This is a genomic window from Aestuariivirga sp., assembly GCF_041738905.1.
Taxonomy (GTDB): domain Bacteria; phylum Pseudomonadota; class Alphaproteobacteria; order Rhizobiales; family Aestuariivirgaceae; genus Aestuariivirga.
Window position 1 is genome coordinate 1 of record NZ_JBGSOZ010000140.1, and the last position, 15989, is coordinate 15989.

14 protein-coding genes are annotated in these 15989 nt (G+C 63.7%); 7 read left to right on the forward strand and 7 right to left on the reverse strand.

The genetic code is table 11. From position 1 onward, the window contains the following. The first annotated feature begins 190 nt into the window (after positions 1–190). Genes ACEW8Q_RS12825 through ACEW8Q_RS12840 form a run of 4 tightly spaced genes read left to right on the forward strand, consistent with a single transcriptional unit; the run spans position 191 to position 4962 of the window. Positions 191–2938, forward strand: coding sequence for a molybdopterin-dependent oxidoreductase (locus tag ACEW8Q_RS12825; RefSeq protein WP_373504449.1), 2748 nt, complete (start codon positions 191–193; stop codon positions 2936–2938). Next, positions 2935–3852 carry a UPF0280 family protein gene (locus ACEW8Q_RS12830; protein ID WP_373504450.1) on the forward strand — a complete coding sequence of 306 codons (918 nt, stop codon included), beginning with the start codon at positions 2935–2937 and terminating at the stop codon, positions 3850–3852. The genes ACEW8Q_RS12825 and ACEW8Q_RS12830 overlap by 4 nt, the downstream gene beginning before the upstream one ends. Further along, complete coding sequence (locus tag ACEW8Q_RS12835) at positions 3797–4381, forward strand: amino acid synthesis family protein (RefSeq protein WP_373504451.1); 585 nt, start codon at positions 3797–3799, stop codon at positions 4379–4381. The genes ACEW8Q_RS12830 and ACEW8Q_RS12835 overlap by 56 nt, the downstream gene beginning before the upstream one ends. Continuing rightward, positions 4378–4962, forward strand: coding sequence for an amino acid synthesis family protein (locus tag ACEW8Q_RS12840; RefSeq protein ID WP_373504452.1), 585 nt, complete (start codon positions 4378–4380; stop codon positions 4960–4962). The genes ACEW8Q_RS12835 and ACEW8Q_RS12840 overlap by 4 nt, the downstream gene beginning before the upstream one ends. Here ACEW8Q_RS12840 and ACEW8Q_RS12845 read toward each other — a convergent pair. Continuing rightward, positions 4959–5696 (reverse strand): type 1 glutamine amidotransferase, encoded by a 738-nt coding sequence (locus tag ACEW8Q_RS12845; RefSeq protein ID WP_373504453.1) that lies wholly within the window; start codon positions 5694–5696, stop codon positions 4959–4961. The genes ACEW8Q_RS12840 and ACEW8Q_RS12845 overlap by 4 nt on opposite strands. Positions 5697–5814: 118 nt before the next feature. On the opposite strand from ACEW8Q_RS12845, the gene ACEW8Q_RS12850 reads away from it, so the two are divergent. Both ACEW8Q_RS12850 and ACEW8Q_RS12855 read left to right on the forward strand, forming a co-directional pair. Then, entirely contained in the window at positions 5815–7038 is a 1224-nt protein-coding gene (locus tag ACEW8Q_RS12850) for an MFS transporter (protein WP_373504454.1), read from the forward strand. Continuing rightward, on the forward strand, positions 7035–8012 hold the full coding sequence (locus ACEW8Q_RS12855; RefSeq protein WP_373504455.1) for an asparaginase: 978 nt from the start codon (positions 7035–7037) through the stop codon (positions 8010–8012). Before ACEW8Q_RS12850 ends, ACEW8Q_RS12855 begins: the two co-directional genes overlap by 4 nt. Here ACEW8Q_RS12855 and ACEW8Q_RS12860 read toward each other — a convergent pair. Together ACEW8Q_RS12860 and ACEW8Q_RS12865 are read right to left on the reverse strand one after the other, a co-directional pair. Beyond that, entirely contained in the window at positions 8002–9279 is a 1278-nt protein-coding gene (locus ACEW8Q_RS12860) for a TIGR03808 family TAT-translocated repetitive protein (RefSeq protein ID WP_373504456.1), read from the reverse strand. The two genes, ACEW8Q_RS12855 and ACEW8Q_RS12860, sit on opposite strands and share 11 nt — an antisense overlap. Before the next feature lie 79 nt (positions 9280–9358). Further along, positions 9359–9877 carry a hypothetical protein gene (locus ACEW8Q_RS12865; protein WP_373504457.1) on the reverse strand — a complete coding sequence of 173 codons (519 nt, stop codon included), beginning with the start codon at positions 9875–9877 and terminating at the stop codon, positions 9359–9361. Between the two features lie 118 nt (positions 9878–9995). On the opposite strand from ACEW8Q_RS12865, the gene ACEW8Q_RS12870 reads away from it, so the two are divergent. Further along, positions 9996–10187 (forward strand): hypothetical protein, encoded by a 192-nt coding sequence (locus tag ACEW8Q_RS12870; RefSeq protein WP_373504458.1) that lies wholly within the window; start codon positions 9996–9998, stop codon positions 10185–10187. A gap of 3 nt (positions 10188–10190) precedes the next feature. Here the strand turns inward: ACEW8Q_RS12870 and scpA are convergent, their stop codons facing one another. The 4 genes from scpA to ACEW8Q_RS12890 form a co-directional block, all read right to left on the reverse strand. Then, complete coding sequence (gene scpA / locus ACEW8Q_RS12875; RefSeq protein ID WP_373504459.1) at positions 10191–12341, reverse strand: methylmalonyl-CoA mutase; 2151 nt, start codon at positions 12339–12341, stop codon at positions 10191–10193. Further along, the gene (locus ACEW8Q_RS12880) at positions 12341–13537 is read right to left on the reverse strand and encodes a methylmalonyl-CoA mutase family protein (protein WP_373504460.1); all 1197 of its coding nucleotides are present in this window, start codon (positions 13535–13537) and stop codon (positions 12341–12343) included. The genes scpA and ACEW8Q_RS12880 overlap by 1 nt, the downstream gene beginning before the upstream one ends. A 68-nt stretch (positions 13538–13605) precedes the next feature. Further along, on the reverse strand, positions 13606–14793 hold the full coding sequence (locus ACEW8Q_RS12885; protein ID WP_373504461.1) for an efflux RND transporter periplasmic adaptor subunit: 1188 nt from the start codon (positions 14791–14793) through the stop codon (positions 13606–13608). Position 14794: 1 nt separating this feature from the next. Further along, on the reverse strand, positions 14795–15989 hold a 1195-nt coding region (locus ACEW8Q_RS12890), incomplete at its 5' end, for an ABC transporter permease (protein ID WP_373504462.1).

The following is a 15989-nucleotide window of genomic DNA, read 5'->3' on the forward strand; positions in this document are numbered from 1 at the left end:
TGATGGTGTCCCAAGTACCCACAAGGAACAGGGCTGGAAGCCGGCGAACGGCCTTCGAAGCGGGTGAGCGAGCAGCATCTTGCGGCGCTGTCTCCCATCGGCGATGTCCGGGCGACGGCGGCATACCGTCTTGAGGCCGCCCGCTTCGTGGTGTGCGCGGCGCTGGATCGTGCAGCGGGAGCGGAACCTTTTGCCTGATACCATCTCCTTCACGCTCAACGGCGCTGTCACGTCCTGTGACGCAGCCCCGATGACCCGCCTGAGCGATGCCCTGCGGCACAACCTCTCGGCCACGGGAACCAAGATCGGCTGCGATGCGGGCGACTGCGGTGCCTGCACCGTCCTCATCGACGGTGAGATGGCTTGTGCCTGCCTTGTTCCGGTGTCGCAGGTCATTGGCGCGCAGATCGTCACCATCGAAGGATTGTCATCACAGACGGCCAAGGGCGGCCTTCTGCAGAAGGCCTTCCTCGCGCGGGGCGCGGCGCAGTGCGGCATCTGCACGCCCGGCATGCTGGTGGCGGCAGCCGCACTCCTCGAACGCGATACCGAACCCACCCGCGAAGCCATTGCCGATGCGCTGGGGGGCGTTCTCTGCCGCTGCACTGGCTATGCCAAGATCATCGACGCCGTGGCCGATGCCGCGCGCGGCCAAGTTCCTCACCATACCGCTCCCTTGCAGGGCAAATGCGTGGGCACGCGTATCGCCCGCCTCGACGGCGGCCCGAAAGTGTCTGGCACCGAAAGCTTCGGTGCCGATGGAATCCCTTCTGACGCATTGTGGGTGCGCGCGGTCCGCTCGCCCTTCCACCGCGCGGGCTTCACGTTCGGCGACCTTGAATCCTATGCCGCGTCGCAGCCCGGCATGGTCCGCGTCCTCACGGCGCGGGACATTCCCGGCCGCAACATCTTCGGCGTCATTCCGCCCTTCGCCGATCAGCCTGTCTTCGCCGAGGCCGAGACCCGTTTCCGGGGCGAGGCCGTGGCGGCCATCGTCGGCGAGCGCGATGCGGTGAATGCCCTCGACCTTTCGCGCTTCCCCGTCGAATGGGAAGAGCGCGATGCCCGGCTTGGTATTACCGAGGCTCTCGCGGTAGACGCGCCGCTTCTTCATGCGAACCGGCCCGGTAACATTCTGATCAAGGGCCGAGTCGTCAGGGGCAACGTGGATGATGCCTTCGCCTCGGCCCATGCAATTGTCGAAGGGCAGTTTGAAACCGGTTTTGTGGAACACGCCTATATCGAGCCGGAGGCCGGGTGGGCGCGGCGCATCGGTGACCGGATCGAAGTCACGGCTTCGACGCAGGCGCCCTATCTCGACCGTGACGACACGGCGGCGATCCTCGGGCTTGAAGCCGAGAACGTTCGGATCATTCCATCGGCCTGCGGCGGCGGCTTCGGCTCCAAGCTCGATCTGTCGGTGCAGCCCTTCGTGGCCCTGGCCGCGTGGGTCACGGGCAGGCCCGCCGCCATGGTCTACACGCGGCCGGAATCGATCCAGTCCACCACCAAGCGCCACCCGGCCATCATGCGCTCGCGCATGGCGGCCACGCGGGAAGGCGACTTGCTCGCCATGGATTTCGACGGCGACTTCAACACGGGCGCCTATTCGTCCTGGGGGCCGACGGTGGCAAACCGCGTGCCCGTTCACGCATCGGGCCCCTATCTGGTGCCGAACTACCGCGCGCAGAGCCGTGCCATCCTCACGAACTGCGTTCCCTCAGGTGCCTTCCGCGGGTTCGGCGTGCCGCAGACGGTGATTGCTCAAGAGCAGATGCTCGACATGTTGGCGGAGAAGTTGGGGCTCGATGCACTGGAATTCCGCATCCGCAACGCCTTGACTGATTCAGCGCCAACGGTGACGGGGCAGGTGATGGGCGATGGAGTTGGAATCCGCGAGTGCCTCGAAGCGCTCCGCTTCGACTGGCTGCGCTCCCGGAAGGATGCGCGCATGTTCAATCGCGCCAGCGAACACAAGCGCCGCGGTGTCGGCATCGCTGGCATGTTTTATGGTTGCGGCAACACTTCGCTGTCAAACCCATCGACGATCCGTTTTGGCTTGAAGCCTGATGGCCGCCTGTCGCTGCACCAGGGCGCAGTCGATATCGGGCAAGGCTCGAACACCGTGATCGCGCAGATCGCGGCGGATGCCGTGGGCCTGCCCCTGTCCCTCATCGATCTCGTTTCTGCCGATACCGACCTGACGCCAGATTGCGGCAAGACCTCGGCCTCGCGCCAGACCTTCGTGACGGGCACGGCGGCGGAGCGGGCAGGCCGCGCCTTGCGGCACCAGCTCCTGAGGCTTGCCAATGCGGGTGACGATGCCGTGATCGAAGTCACGGGTGAAAAGCTGTTGGTGAGAGCTTCATCCATCGTCCGCACGGTCGAACTGTCCAGCCTGCCGCGTGACCGGTTCGGTTATGTTCAGTGTGCGGAGGAAACCTTCGACCCTCCGACCACGCCGCTCGATGCCGATGGCCAGGGTTCCCCCTATGCCATCTATGGCTATGGCGCGCATCTGGCGGAAGTCGAGGTCGACATGCGGCTGGGAACTGTGAAGGTCCTGCAGATCATCGCAGCGCATGATGTGGGCCGAGCGGTGAACCCCATTCTGGTCGAGGGCCAGATCGAGGGCGGCGTTGCGCAAGGAATCGGCATGGCGCTGATGGAGGAGTTTACGCCGGGCCGCGGCGAGAATCTCCACGACTACCTGATCCCCACCATTGGCGATGTGCCGCCCATCCGTTCGATCCTGATCGAGCGCGCCTCGTCCGCCGGTCCCTTCGGCGCCAAGGGCATCGGCGAACAGGCATTGATCCCCACGGCACCCGCAATCCTCAACGCCATTCATCATGCAACGGGCGCCCGCATCACCCGCACGCCTGCGACACCTGACCGTGTCCGCGCTGCCATCCGCGCCATGGAGAAAAGCGGATGAGCCGGATGCAGGTGCAGATGCTCTCGGACGGAAAGAGGTTGCACCTTCAGGACGGCCCCATTGACCTGATTGTCGGAGCGGATGGTGATCCCGTGCATGTGGCGCGGGCCTATGACGTGGCGCAGATCCGTTTTTCCACCATCCTCGACGAACTCTGCAGCGAGCTCTTCCTGCTGCGCCAGCCCACCAACGTGATGCCGGACGGACAGGTGGCGGCCCGCATGTGGCGAGCCACCGCCGACCTCGCACGCACCACTTTCCTCACGCCCATGGCGGCAGTCGCGGGCTCCGTGGCGGAAGAGGTTCTCTATGCCATGGTGACCGTTGCCGAGGTCGAGCGTGCGCATGTCAACAATGGAGGCGACATCGCCATCCACCTTGGGCCGTGGACCGACTATGACATCGGCCTGGTGGACAGGCCCGAAAATCCCTCGCTGTTCTCGAAGGCCCATATCGACTGGACGGACGCTGTGCGCGGCATCGCCACCAGTGGCTGGCGCGGCCGCAGCTTCTCTTTCGGCATCGCCGATGCGGTGACGGTGCTCGCCGTGACCGCGGGCGTGGCCGACGCCGCTGCGACGCTCATCGCCAATGCCGTGGACCTTCCGGGGCACCCCGCCATTCTCCGCGTGCCTGCCATCGAGATTCAGCCAGACAACGACCTGGGCAACCGCCTCGTCACCCGCGATGTGGGCGAGCTCACGCCGAATGAAATTGCCGAGGCGCTGGACCGTGGTGTAGCCTTCGCCAGTGGCCTTGTGGCGAACGGCACCATCATCGCCTGTGCCATTCATCTGGCGGGGGAAACTCGCACGGTGGGCGACGTGTTGATCGACCAGCCAAGGAGACTGTCCAGCGATGCCCGACGTGAAGGTCAGGAAATTCCTCGTCTCGGTCGAGGACGTCTTCCATGAAGGCGGACCCGTGGCGGAAAAACCCCAGCGCCGGGGCGCCGTTCTGGCGGTGATCGAAAACCCGTTCGCGGGTGCCTATCACGAGAACATCCAGCCCTTCATGGAGGACCTGAAGCCTCTGGGCCTGCTGATGGCGCAGAAGCTTCTGGCGGCACTCGGTGGAGACGTGAAGTCGATCGAGGGTTATGGCAAGGGCGCCATCGTGGGCGAGGCGGGAGAACTTGAGCACGCCGCCCTCTGGCATGCGCCGGGCGGTTACGTCATGCGCGACGTGCTGGAGGGCGCAAAGGCCATCGTGCCATCGACCAAGAAAGTCGGTGGCCCCGGAACCAGACTCGACATTCCCGTCACTCACATTGATGCCTCCTATGTGCGCAGTCACTTCGATGCGATCGAGGTGGGGCTCACCGATGCGCCGCGCGCCAAAGAAATGGTAGTGGCGCTGGTGATGACGACAGGCCCACGCGTACATGCGCGTGCGGGAGGCCTCGCGGTGAAGGACATCAAGGGAGAGGACGGCTTGAGATGAAGGCGAAGATCCGCAAGTTGCTGACGGTTGTCGACGAAACGCTGAGCGAGCAGGGGCAAGTTGTGTCCCCGCCCATCCGCCGCGCCGCGGCAATTGCCGTCATCGCCAATCCCTTCGCAGGCGCATATCAGGAAGACCTCAGCGAACTGATCGACATAGGCGAAGAGCTGGGCGGGCTGCTGGCGGAGCGCGCGGTCGCAGCACTCGGCATTCCGGGCGATCACGTCGAAAGCTACGGCAAGGCCGCCGCTGTGGGCGAAAATGGCGAACTGGAACACGCCGCCGCCATTCTCCATCCCAAGCTTGGCGCTCCCGTCCGCAAGGCTCTGGGCAAGGGCGCGGCCCTGATCCCGTCGTCAAAGAAGCGCGGCGGCATGGGCGTGGTGCTCGATATACCGCTGGGCCACAAGGATGCTGCCTTCGTCAGAAGCCATTTCGACGGCATGGAAGTCCGCGTGACCGACGCGCCGCGCGCCAACGAGATCATGGTGGCGGTGGCCGTCACCACCGGCGGCCGTCCGCTGTCGCGCGTCGGCGGGTTGAAAGTCTCTGAGATCAAGGGCGAGGATGGGCTGCGTTAGGCAGCCGCGCGGATCTGCTTGCGGTTCGAGACGAGGTTTTCGAACATGATACGGCTCATGCGCTCGATCTTCGGCAACTGCGGGCGCGACTGCGCCTTGACGCGGGCATAGGCATTGGGTCCCATCGCCGCGTCCAGCCATTCGAGATATTGCGGGATATGCGCCCAGCGGTCGATCAGCGCCGGGGTCAGTTCGCCATGAAACTGCGTGGCGAGAATGTCCTGACCGACGGACATGATCTGGACATGCGTGGTGGCGGACGAGGCCAGCACTTCCGCACCATCGGGAAGGACCGATACCTCGGCGTGGTGCCACTGCATCACCTTCAGCGAGGGCTGAAGCCCACGCATCAGCGGGTGGGTGAGTCCCACGCCATTGAGCTCAACCTTGCCGAAGCCGACTTCAGCGGCTGAGGCGAGGCCCACTTCGCCGCCCAGCGCCTGCGTCAGGAGCTGCAAGCCAAGACAGACGCCCATGAACGGGCGATTGCGGTTCCAGGTCCATTCCCGAATCGCCGCCACTTCGTGCCTCAGCCACGGGTGGGCATCTGTCTCCCACACGTCCATGGCGCCGCCCATGACCAGCAGAAAATCATAAGGGGCGAGCGACGGAATCGCCTCACCCCTGTGCAGCATGACGATATCAAGCTCCGCTCCCTGTTCTTCCAGGAAGCGGCCGAACAGGCCGGGAGGTTCGTCGTCCATGTGCTGAAAGGCGAGGGCGCGTCGGATCATCGGAGAAGTCCCCACGAGAAACTGGAACGCGGCGATGTAATGGCTGCCGCGCGAATGACAAGGTCGCTTTTGTCGCAGCGATCCTTTAGGGCACGATTACGAAGAGATTGTTGCAGTCATGACACCATTTCGCATTGTATTTTCCGGCTTGCTGCCTTTCGCGGCAGGCTACTTCATGTCGTACCTGCTCCGCGCGGTGAACGCGGTTGTGGCGCCGGACCTCGTGACGGACGTTGGCCTGAGCCCGGCGCAGCTTGGCCTGCTTACGGCTGCCTATCTCGGCGCCTTCGCCCTGTTCCAGTTGCCTCTCGGCGTGCTGCTCGACCGCTATGGGCCCCGCAAGGTGCAGGCGGGGCTGCTCTCGCTGGCCGCTCTCGGCTGCCTGGCCTTCGCCTTCGCACCGGGCTTCATCGGCCTTTTCACAGCGCGCGCCCTCATCGGCCTTGGCTTTTCGGCGGGGCTGATGGCGAGCTACAAGTCTTCCGCCACCTGGGTTCCCATCGAGCGCCGCTCGCTCGTCAACACGTCCATCATGGCGGTGGGCGCCATGGGCGTGATCGTTGCCACGGAGCCAACCGAATACCTGGTGAGCCTCATCGGCTGGCGAAACACTTTCGCGGTCTTCGCCGGATTGATCATGCTGGCAGCGATCTTCATCCTGTCGGTGGCCCCGCGCAACGATACGGTGGGTGCGCCCGCTCCCCTGGCAACCCAGTTCGCGCAGATGATGGCTATCCTCAAGACGCCGCTGTTCTGGCGGGTGGCGCCATTGCTCGGCCTCACCTCCGGGATACAGATCGGAATCCAGACCCTCTGGGCTGGCCCGTGGTTCAGGGATGTGATGGGCTTTACCCGCGAGGAGGTTGCCCGCCATCTCCTGTTCATGGCCGTTGCCTTCATGGTCGGCATCCTCTCGGCTGGCGTCATTGCCGACCGGCTGGGCCGGCGCGGCATCGGTCCCATGCAGGTTCTGCTCGGCTTCAACATCATCTATTTCCTCGCCCAGGCCATCATCGTGTTCCGCATCGAAGGGCTCATGTTCCCGGCCTGGCTTGGCGTTGCCGCCTTCGGTCAGGTCGCGGTCCTGGCTTTCCCGTGGTTCGCCGCCCACATCGGCAAAGACCTTGCGGGCCGGTCCAACGCCACGATCAATTTCGCCATGTTCGTGGCGGCATTTTCGTCGCAATATCTCGTCGGCCTCATCATTGGATTGTTTCCGGCAACCGCCACAGGCTACAGCCCGGAGGGCTATAGCTGGGCCATCGGCATCTTCCTCGTGTTGCAGCTCTTTGCCTTCCTCTGGTATCTCCTTGGCTCGCCACACAAGGAACGTGCCGCATGACAAATCCCGTGATCGCAGAAGTGACCCGCGGAGGCATCGTCGAGAGCCGCCACCGGGGGGCTTTTGCAGTGGTGGATCACACGGGTCACGTCGTCGCTGCGGAAGGGGCCATCGCCGCAGCGGTATTCCCGCGCTCGGCCGTCAAGGCCTTTCAGTGCCTTGCGATGGTCAACAGCGGCGCTGCCGACCGTTTCGGCCTGACCCCTGAAGAGATCGCGCTGTGCTGCGCCTCCCACAATGGCGAGCCCGATCACGTCCGGGTCGCCCGCTCGATTCTGAAGAAGGCGGGGAATGGCGAGGACCTCTACGAATGTGGCGCCCATTGGCCCAGCGCGGAGCAGACGCGCTTCGACCTCATCCGCGAGGGCCATCAATACCAGCAGGTCCACAACAATTGCTCGGGCAAGCATGCGGGCATGCTGGCGCTGGCCCGACAGCTCGGTGTCGATCCGCACGGCTATTCGACGCGTGAGCATCCGGTCCAGCAACTGATCGCCAGGACAATGGGCGAAATCTGCGATGTCGGTCTTGATGCGCAGCCGTGGGGCATCGACGGGTGCTCGGTGCCGACCTGGGCCATGCCGCTGAAGAACATGGCGCTGGGCTTTGCGTGCCTTTCTGATCCCGCTTTCGATGCCGGCCGCAGAATCATCGAGGCGGTGCAGGCGCATCCCTTCATGGTGGCCGGCACCAATGACTTCGACACGCTCCTGATGACGGAGGTGCCACGCGTTTTCGTCAAGACCGGTGCCGAGGGCGTCTATTGCGGCTGCATTCCACACGCGAGGCTCGGCATCGCGCTCAAGATCGACGATGGGGCGTCCCGCGCGTCAGAGGTCGCCATGGCCTCCGTGCTCGCCGGGCTTGATGTGTGGACGGAGAAGGAAAGGGAGACGCTCCAGCGCTTTCGCCATCACGAGCTTACCAACTGGCGGAAGTTCGAGGTGGGCGAGGTGCGGGGCCTCAGCCTGTGAGATTGTCCCTGATCTGAACGCCAGCCGGAATCTCGGCACCCGGAAGCGACAGGTCGCCCGTCACCGGATCGGAATGGTCATAGCCCGCAATCGCCATGTCGCGTGCGCCTGAAATCCTGTTGTTGGCGATCAGCACCACATCCGCTCCCTTGGTCATCGAGAAGCGGATGCCGATGCGCGCGTCCCGCACGATGTTGCCGGTGGCCGTCAAAGTGCGCGAGTGCGGACCCCAGCCCAGCGAGATGCCGGAATCGCGGGTTTCCTCAACGACATTTCCGACAACCGTCGCGTCGCCCTCGCAATGGATTCCAGTACCGCTGGTCTCCTTCAACGAGCCTGGCCCCTTGCAGCGGCGCACCACGTTATTGGCAACGGTCGCGAGCCGCCCATTGTAGTCGAGATTGGTGATCGAGATGCCCAGCCCCGTATCCTCGATGATGTTGCCGCTCACCACAGCGCCATCGAAGGCGAATTCGCAGTAGATCGCCACCTCGCCCATGCGAGAGATGTTGTTGTTCACGATATGGCAGTTGGCGCCTGAATTGTTGCGAACGGCTGTGAAGGCGCAGTCGCTGATGCGGTTACCTTCCACGATGACATTGCCGGCGCGGAACACGATCACGCCATTGCCATTCTGCCCGGTGCCGCCGTCTGTATAGGCAACGCGCGCGATGCGATTGTTGGAGACGATGGTGCCGTCCTCCGCGGGCGTGCTCGTCCACACCTGGATCGCATTGTTGCCGATGTCGGTGATGGTGTTCTCCGAGATGACAAGGCCCTTGGCATCGCGCGAGAAGATGGCGCTGCGCCCGATCTTGATGAAGCGGTTGCCGCTGATGCGCCCGCCTGAACCTTCAAGCTGCAAGGCCGTGTCTGACGTATCGGCGAAACGGCAACCGGTGACAGTCAGCTGGGAAGAATTCTCGGCCAGCACCATCGCCTCGCTCGCGCTCTCTTGCCCGCCAAAGGAAACCCCGGAGATTGTCACAGGCTCGCCTGTCGCGATCCTGAGAATTGCCTTTCCACTGCGCGACACCAGCCGTGTGCGGCCTGCAATACCCGTGATGGTGACGCCGCCATCGATCATGACCGTGTCGGTGACTATGTCGCCCGCCGGCAACACCAGCATCCCGTCACCTTGAATCGCTTTCTCAATAGCAGCGTCCAAGTTCTTGATTTTGGACGCTTTCGTCTGTGCGGCTACTGGAGTAATCGAACCTGCCGCGAGTGCTGCCCCGGCAATCATCATGCGGCGGTTGAGTGTCATCGGCCTTGCTCCCTCACGCGGCAGGACTGCGCTTCCTATCAAATCCCATGGGAGTCTTAATGCTCCGTCACTCAAGCATTCACTGTGCCGCGATCTCGATCCGCGATGTCGCCTCGCCCCCGAGTTTCGAGATTGCGGTGAACAGCTTTTCCGGCGGGGGACCGGGCTTCACGAAGCAGTCGTCCTTGTCGTGCTCCACCCATTTCGCCAGGCTCGCCTCTGCCTTGATGTCCGTGCAGGCGATGGGCCGAACCTCGGCAATGCCATTGGTGACGTTCCCAAGCATGTAGGCCGCCGCCTTGCCGCTCTCCCGGCCTTGGACGACATAGGTTGAACCTTTCAGCTTCACGAAGTTCAGGGCGACGGTGGATGTGCCAGACGTCACCTCATAGTGCTTGCCAACCACCTTGATGGTGATTGCCTCCTTCTCCGGCACCCACTTGCCCTCGATGCGGCTTGCAAGCTTCGCGGCTCCGCCCCTGGTTCCCAGTGCGAGGACGGAAGAAGTGTCGTCATAGAGCGGCGTGCCCGATTGCAGGACGCAGCCTGTCAGGGCCAATGCCGAGAGACAGAGAAGAACGATCCGAAGAACCATCATGGGTGCCAGCTAAAGAATTTCAGTAAAACTTGCTCATCGGCAACCGAACATTGAGTTGGATCAAGGCCGTTCCATGACGCACGATCAATGTTGGCCCATCAATACATGGAGACAACACATGAAGTGGCTTCCCCTTCTCGTTTACGTTTTGACAGCGCCCACCATCGCGGGGTCGATCATGGTGGCGATCCTGACCATGAGAGATTTTTCCAACACCATGCTGATCGGGGGTGCTTTGGCCGGATTCATCGTGGCTGTGCCGGTGACATGGTTCATCACCCGGCAATTGAAGGCCAGCATCAAGGCCTGATGGCTACTCCGCCGCCCTCTGGGCATAGCCAAGGCGGAGGTTCAGCCTTTCGAGGAGCGCAAGCGCCGCATCGGGGATGACGGTGCCCGGCGGGAACACGGCAGCCGCTCCCATGTCGAGCAACGTCTGCACGTCTTCCGGCGGGATGACACCACCCACCACGATCATGATGTCGGAGCGGCCCGCCGCATCGAGCGCCGCCTTGAGCAGCGGAACGAGGGTCAGGTGGCCCGCCGTCAGCGTCGAGACGCCGACCGCATGAACCTGCTCCTCGACCGCCATCTTCGCCACTTCTTCCGGCGTGGCGAAGAGCGGCCCGATCTTGACGTCGAACCCCATGTCGGTGAAGGCGGATGCGATCACCTTCTGGCCGCGGTCGTGCCCATCCTGCCCGACCTTGGCGACGAGGATTTTCGGTGCCCTGCCGTCGGACTCACGGAACGCTGTCACCGCGTGCCTCGCCTGGTCAATCTTGTGCTTGTCCTTGGGCGTCGCGGCATAGACGCCCTTGGCTGCGCGGATGATGGGCGTATGGCGATTCCACACGCGTTCCATCGCCAGCGAGATTTCCCCAACCGTCGCCTTGGCGCGTGCGGCGTCGACGGCGGCGGCCAGCAGATTGCCTTGGCCTGTTCGCGCGACGTCCGAAAGCTTCGCCAGCGTCGCCATGGTCTCGGCTTCGTTGCGTTCTGCCTTCAGGCGTTGCAGCTTCTCGATCTGGCGCGCGCGGACGGCCGAATTGTCGACCTTGAGAATGTCGATCTTGGCATCTTCTCCGGTGCGGTACTTGTTGACCCCAACGACGGTCTGCTCGCCGGTATCAATACGCGCCTGCGTGCGGGCCGCCGCTTCCTCGATACGCGACTTGGGGATGCCGGCCTCGATGGCCTTGGCCATGCCGCCCATCGCTTCCACTTCCTCGATATGCTTCCACGCCTTTGCCGCAAGGTCGGCGGTGAGCCGCTCGACGAAGTAGCTGCCGCCCCACGGGTCGATGACTTTGGCAGTGCCCGCCTCTTGGCTCAGGAACAACTGCGTGTTGCGCGCGATGCGGGCCGAGAAGTCGGTGGGGAGCGCGAGCGCCTCGTCCAGTGAATTGGTGTGGAGCGATTGAGTGCCGCCTTGCGTCGCTGCCATCGCCTCGATGCAGGTGCGCGTCACGTTGTTGAAAACGTCCTGCGCGGCAAGGCTCCAGCCGGAGGTCTGGCAATGGGTGCGGAGCGACAGGGACCGCTCGTCCTTCGGGTCGAAGCGCTTGATGAGCTTGGCCCAGATCATGCGGGCGGCCCGCATCTTCGCCACTTCCATGAAGAAGTTCATGCCGATGGCCCAGAAGAAGGAGAGCCGCGGCGCAAACTTGTCGATGGCGAGTCCCGCTTCGACTCCGGCTTTCGCATATTCGAGCCCGTCGGCCAACGTATAGGCGAGTTCAAGATCGGCGGTCGCCCCGGCTTCCTGCATGTGGTAGCCGGAAATCGAGATCGAATTGAACTTCGGCATTTTCTCCGACGTGTAGCGGAAGATATCCGCCACGATCTTCATCGACGCCGCCGGCGGATAGATGAAGGTGTTGCGGACCATGAACTCCTTGAGGATGTCGTTCTGGATGGTGCCCGCGAGCTTGTCGGCAGAAACGCCCTGTTCCTCGCCCGCCACGATGTAGAGCGCCATGATGGGCAGCACCGCGCCGTTCATGGTCATCGACACGGTCATCTTGTCGAGCGGAATCCCGTCGAACAGGGTCCGCATGTCATAGATTGAATCGATCGCCACGCCCGCCATGCCGACGTCACCCGCCACGCGCGGATGGTCTGAGTCATAGCCGCGATGCGTGGCGAGATCGAAGGCGATGGAGAGGCCCATCTGCCCGGCCGCGAGATTGCGGCGGTAGAAGGCATTGGAATCCTCCGCCGTGGAGAACCCCGCATATTGCCGGATCGTCCAGGGCTGGGTCGTGTACATGGTGGGGTAGGGGCCGCGGAGATACGGCGCAACGCCCGGCCATGTGTGAAGGAAGTCGATCCCGGCCATGTCTTCCGGACCGTAGGCGCACTTCACGGTAAGTCCCTCGGGCGTCGCCCATACGAGACCAGAGCAACCGTCCACCGGGGCGGCATCGAAAGGCACTTTCGAGAAATCGGGGATGCGGCTCATCACAGGGTCTCCGTCTCGGGCGCATGTTCCGTGGGCAGACGATAACCGCTGGTGCCGATCACCGGCTTGTTGAGCGCCGATGCCGGATCGGGCTGTGGCCACTGACCGGCCTCTGCTGTCTGGAACACGGCCCATGCGGCATCACAAAGCTGCTGCGTACAAGTTTCGATGTAGCCCGCGCCCGATGCGGAGTCTGCCACGCGCCACAGGTTGGCTTCCTCGGCGAGCACGGTCTGCACGTTCCGCGCCACCCGCCGCGCGAAGGCGTTCGGCAAGCCTTGCGCAATCGAAAAGGGAAGGACGGTGATCGAGTCGGCGCCGCCGAGGCCTGCGCCAAACACAGCCGCCGTGGCGCGAAGAATGTTCGTGTGCGGATCAAGTGTCGCCATCATTCGCCACGAGGTTTCGGCGTGTAGCCTGAGAGGCGCCTTCGGCAATCCGGCTGCCTCCAGCATCCGCCGCCACAGCAAGCGCATGGCGCGGAATTTCGCAAGCGTCGCGAACATGTCCTGACTTGCCGCCAGTGTGACTCCGACCGCGCGGACGAGATGAATATCGTTCAAGGTGTCGAGGGTACGCAGCCGGGCAACTGCACCCGCCAGCGTGGCGCCAAGCTCCTGCGCCTCGGTCGCGCCGGCGTCATGCCAGGAGCGTCCATCGGCCTCCATGTAGGGCCCGGTGTATCCGAGCCGTGCAAGCTCACCCGCATCGGCGGCGTTGGCGAGCGCGAATGAAACATGAAGCCGCTCGGGGTCGATGGGTTGAGTTGAGATGAGCTCCGCCAGCGCCATGGAGGCGCCGCCTTCGATCTTCAGCGCCACCGCATGCAGGTGAACGCCCTGCAGCACGCGCGCGAGCTTCTCGGAGTCGAAGCCAAACCCGCGCGCCGTGGGTGAATCCTTGGACACCAGCACCAGGCCCGTCGCGCCATTGGCCAGGTCGTCCAAGGCCTGTTCGTTGGCTTTCGCGGCATCGGGATGGTCCACGCGCTGGAACAGCGTCCACGGCGTCTGATGGGGCCGTGCCGCGCGATGGCCAGCAACCTGCCCATAGAGGGGCTGCACGGCAAAGCCATCCGCGGAGCGGGTAACGAGCTTCTCCTCGAAGGAAGCACCCTTCAGCACCGCCTCGACCCGCTTCATCCAGTCGCCCTGCGTGAGGGCTGGAAATTCCGCCGCCAGTGAAAGATCAGTCATGGCCATCCAGTCTGTTGCGCCGCACAATATCTAGCGAAGGTGGCGGGTTTCCGCAAACCGCCCTTTGTCTAATGGGCGGGGAGGGGCGTTACCCTCGCACCATCCTGCATCTGGTCGGAAGGATGCAGGATCACCGTTTCGCCCTCGTTCAATCCTCCCTTCACCTCCGCGAACTCGCCGTTTCTCTGTCCGATCTCAAGGGGGCGCAAGCGGGCCTGCCCATCGATCACGGCATAGGCGGCCCAATTGCCACCCACACGGAACAGGGCCCCGATGGGAACGGCAGCCAAGTTGCTGCCCTTCCACACCGTGATGCGGGCCACCACGCGAAATCCGTCACCCAGGGCCGCTCGCTTGGCAGGTTCGCCTTGAAGCGACAACACCACCGCCACGCGCTGTTCTTCGATGCCGAGTGCGGAGACCTTGGTATTCGCCGAGGGGTCGATGCGGTCCACGGTTGCCGCAAGCGGTGGACCGCCCCAGTTGACGATTTTGGCGGTTGCACCGGGTTTGATCATCACGGCATCACGTGAAAGAAGGTCGGCGGTAACTTCGAGATCGGTGGGATCGCCAATTTCCAGAAGCGCCGTTCCAGCCTGCACCACCTGTTCACTTTCGGTCAGCACCCGCAAGATTCGGCCTGTGACGGGAGCCCGTATGTCAGTGCAGCAGGGGCCCTCCGTGGCCGCCGTTTCGATCAGCGCGGCTTCGGCCCGTTCCAGCTCGCGCTTGCGCACCGTCAAGGAGGCCTTGGCGCTTTCGACAGCCGCCCCAGCCGTTTCGACATCGAGCTTCGCCTTCTCATAGGCGCGATCCGAGATCGTGCCTTGCTTCACCAATATTTCGGCGCGCGTCAGTTCGCTCTGGAGAAACACGTGCTGCGCCTCGGCCTGCCGCACTTCGGCTGCGGCGAGATCGACCGATGCCCGCGCCGATGCGACTGCTGCCTCCGCCACGCGCTTGAGACGCGCATCGAGAAGGCCAGGAGCTGCGGGCCTGATCGAGGCCACGATGGTGAGATCCTTCACCACCACATCACCCGGATGAAGCGTGACGCGAAGGACCTGACCGGGAATGGGTGCCGACACGCTGAACACGTCACGGATGCGCGTCTTGCCCTCTTCCTCGACAATCACCTCGATGTCGCGCCGCTCCACCACAGACGTCTCGACAGCCAGGGGGCGCGGCCAGAGTGCCCAGGCAAGGGCGCCCGCCACCGCCAGCAACACCAGTCCGCTGATCAATCGGCGCAGCATGTCATTCCCTCGTTTTCAACACTTCGATCATGTCCAGCCTGTCGATGCGGCGGCGGACAACGAGGCCCGACACGGCCGCCGCCGCGAAGACGATGAGGCTCGCATAGGCATAGACTTCGCGGTTCACCACCAACGGCACGCGGTAAAGTTCGGTGCGGAACCCCTCGGCCATGGCCCACGCGAAGCCATAGCCGATGAGCCAGCCCAAGGGTTGCGCTACGATCACCACCACCGCGAGTTCACCCAGCAGCAATGCCGACACCTCGCCCTTGGTGAATCCCAGCACGCGGAGGCTCGCCATCTCTCGCCCCTGTTCGGAGAGCGAGATGCGGGCGAAGTTATAAACGACCCCGAATGCAATGATTGCCGCGAGCGAGGCATAGACGGTCACCATGATCACGATGTTCTGTGCCAGCGTTTCACGGAACTTTTGCAAAGCAGCATACTGGAGGCCGATGAAACTGGCCACGGGCGTTGCCTTGAGAGCCGCGAAGAGGCTGTCCCTCTGCGACAGGTCCATCGCGATATGCACGCCCGAGATCACCGATCCCTCGCCGAGCATACGGTTCATCGCATCGAGATCCATGTAGGAGCTGAGGCCGATATAGCCTGTCACGATTGCGGACACCGGTTGCATCACCGTCTGCCTCCGGCCTTCGAGCATTTCGACCTCTGCCATGTCGCCCACCCGGAGGTTCAGAACGTCTGCCAGCGCCTGCGATATCACCAGGCCATCGGGCGGCATGGAGACCGGTTCCATCTTCGCCGACAGAAGTCGCGACAGCGCCGCGCCGGGTGCCTTGCCCATGAGCGACAGGCGCCGTTCGGCAGGCCCGTGCCTGAGCTTCACCGCAGCCGCACGAAAGGGTTCGGCCTGCATCACCGCGGGCAACCGTCGGGCCTCGAACAAGGCACCCAGCGGCCGTTCCCCGGTGAAGCTGATCGAGGCATCCTGGCGGTCGCTGCGCTGGAAGGTGACCTCGATCATGTGCTCGATCGAGCCGAAGGACCACAGCGAGCCCACCAGAATGGCGACGGCCATCGCCATGCCGATGACCCCGCTCGCGGTTCGCCATGGCCAGTGGGTGAGGTGCCGCATCACGATCACGCTTGATTGCCGGACGACATGCGAAATGTCGATGCGGCCCCCGAGGACCTTGCGATAGCGCTGCGGCGCGGGCGGCGCCATGGCGACG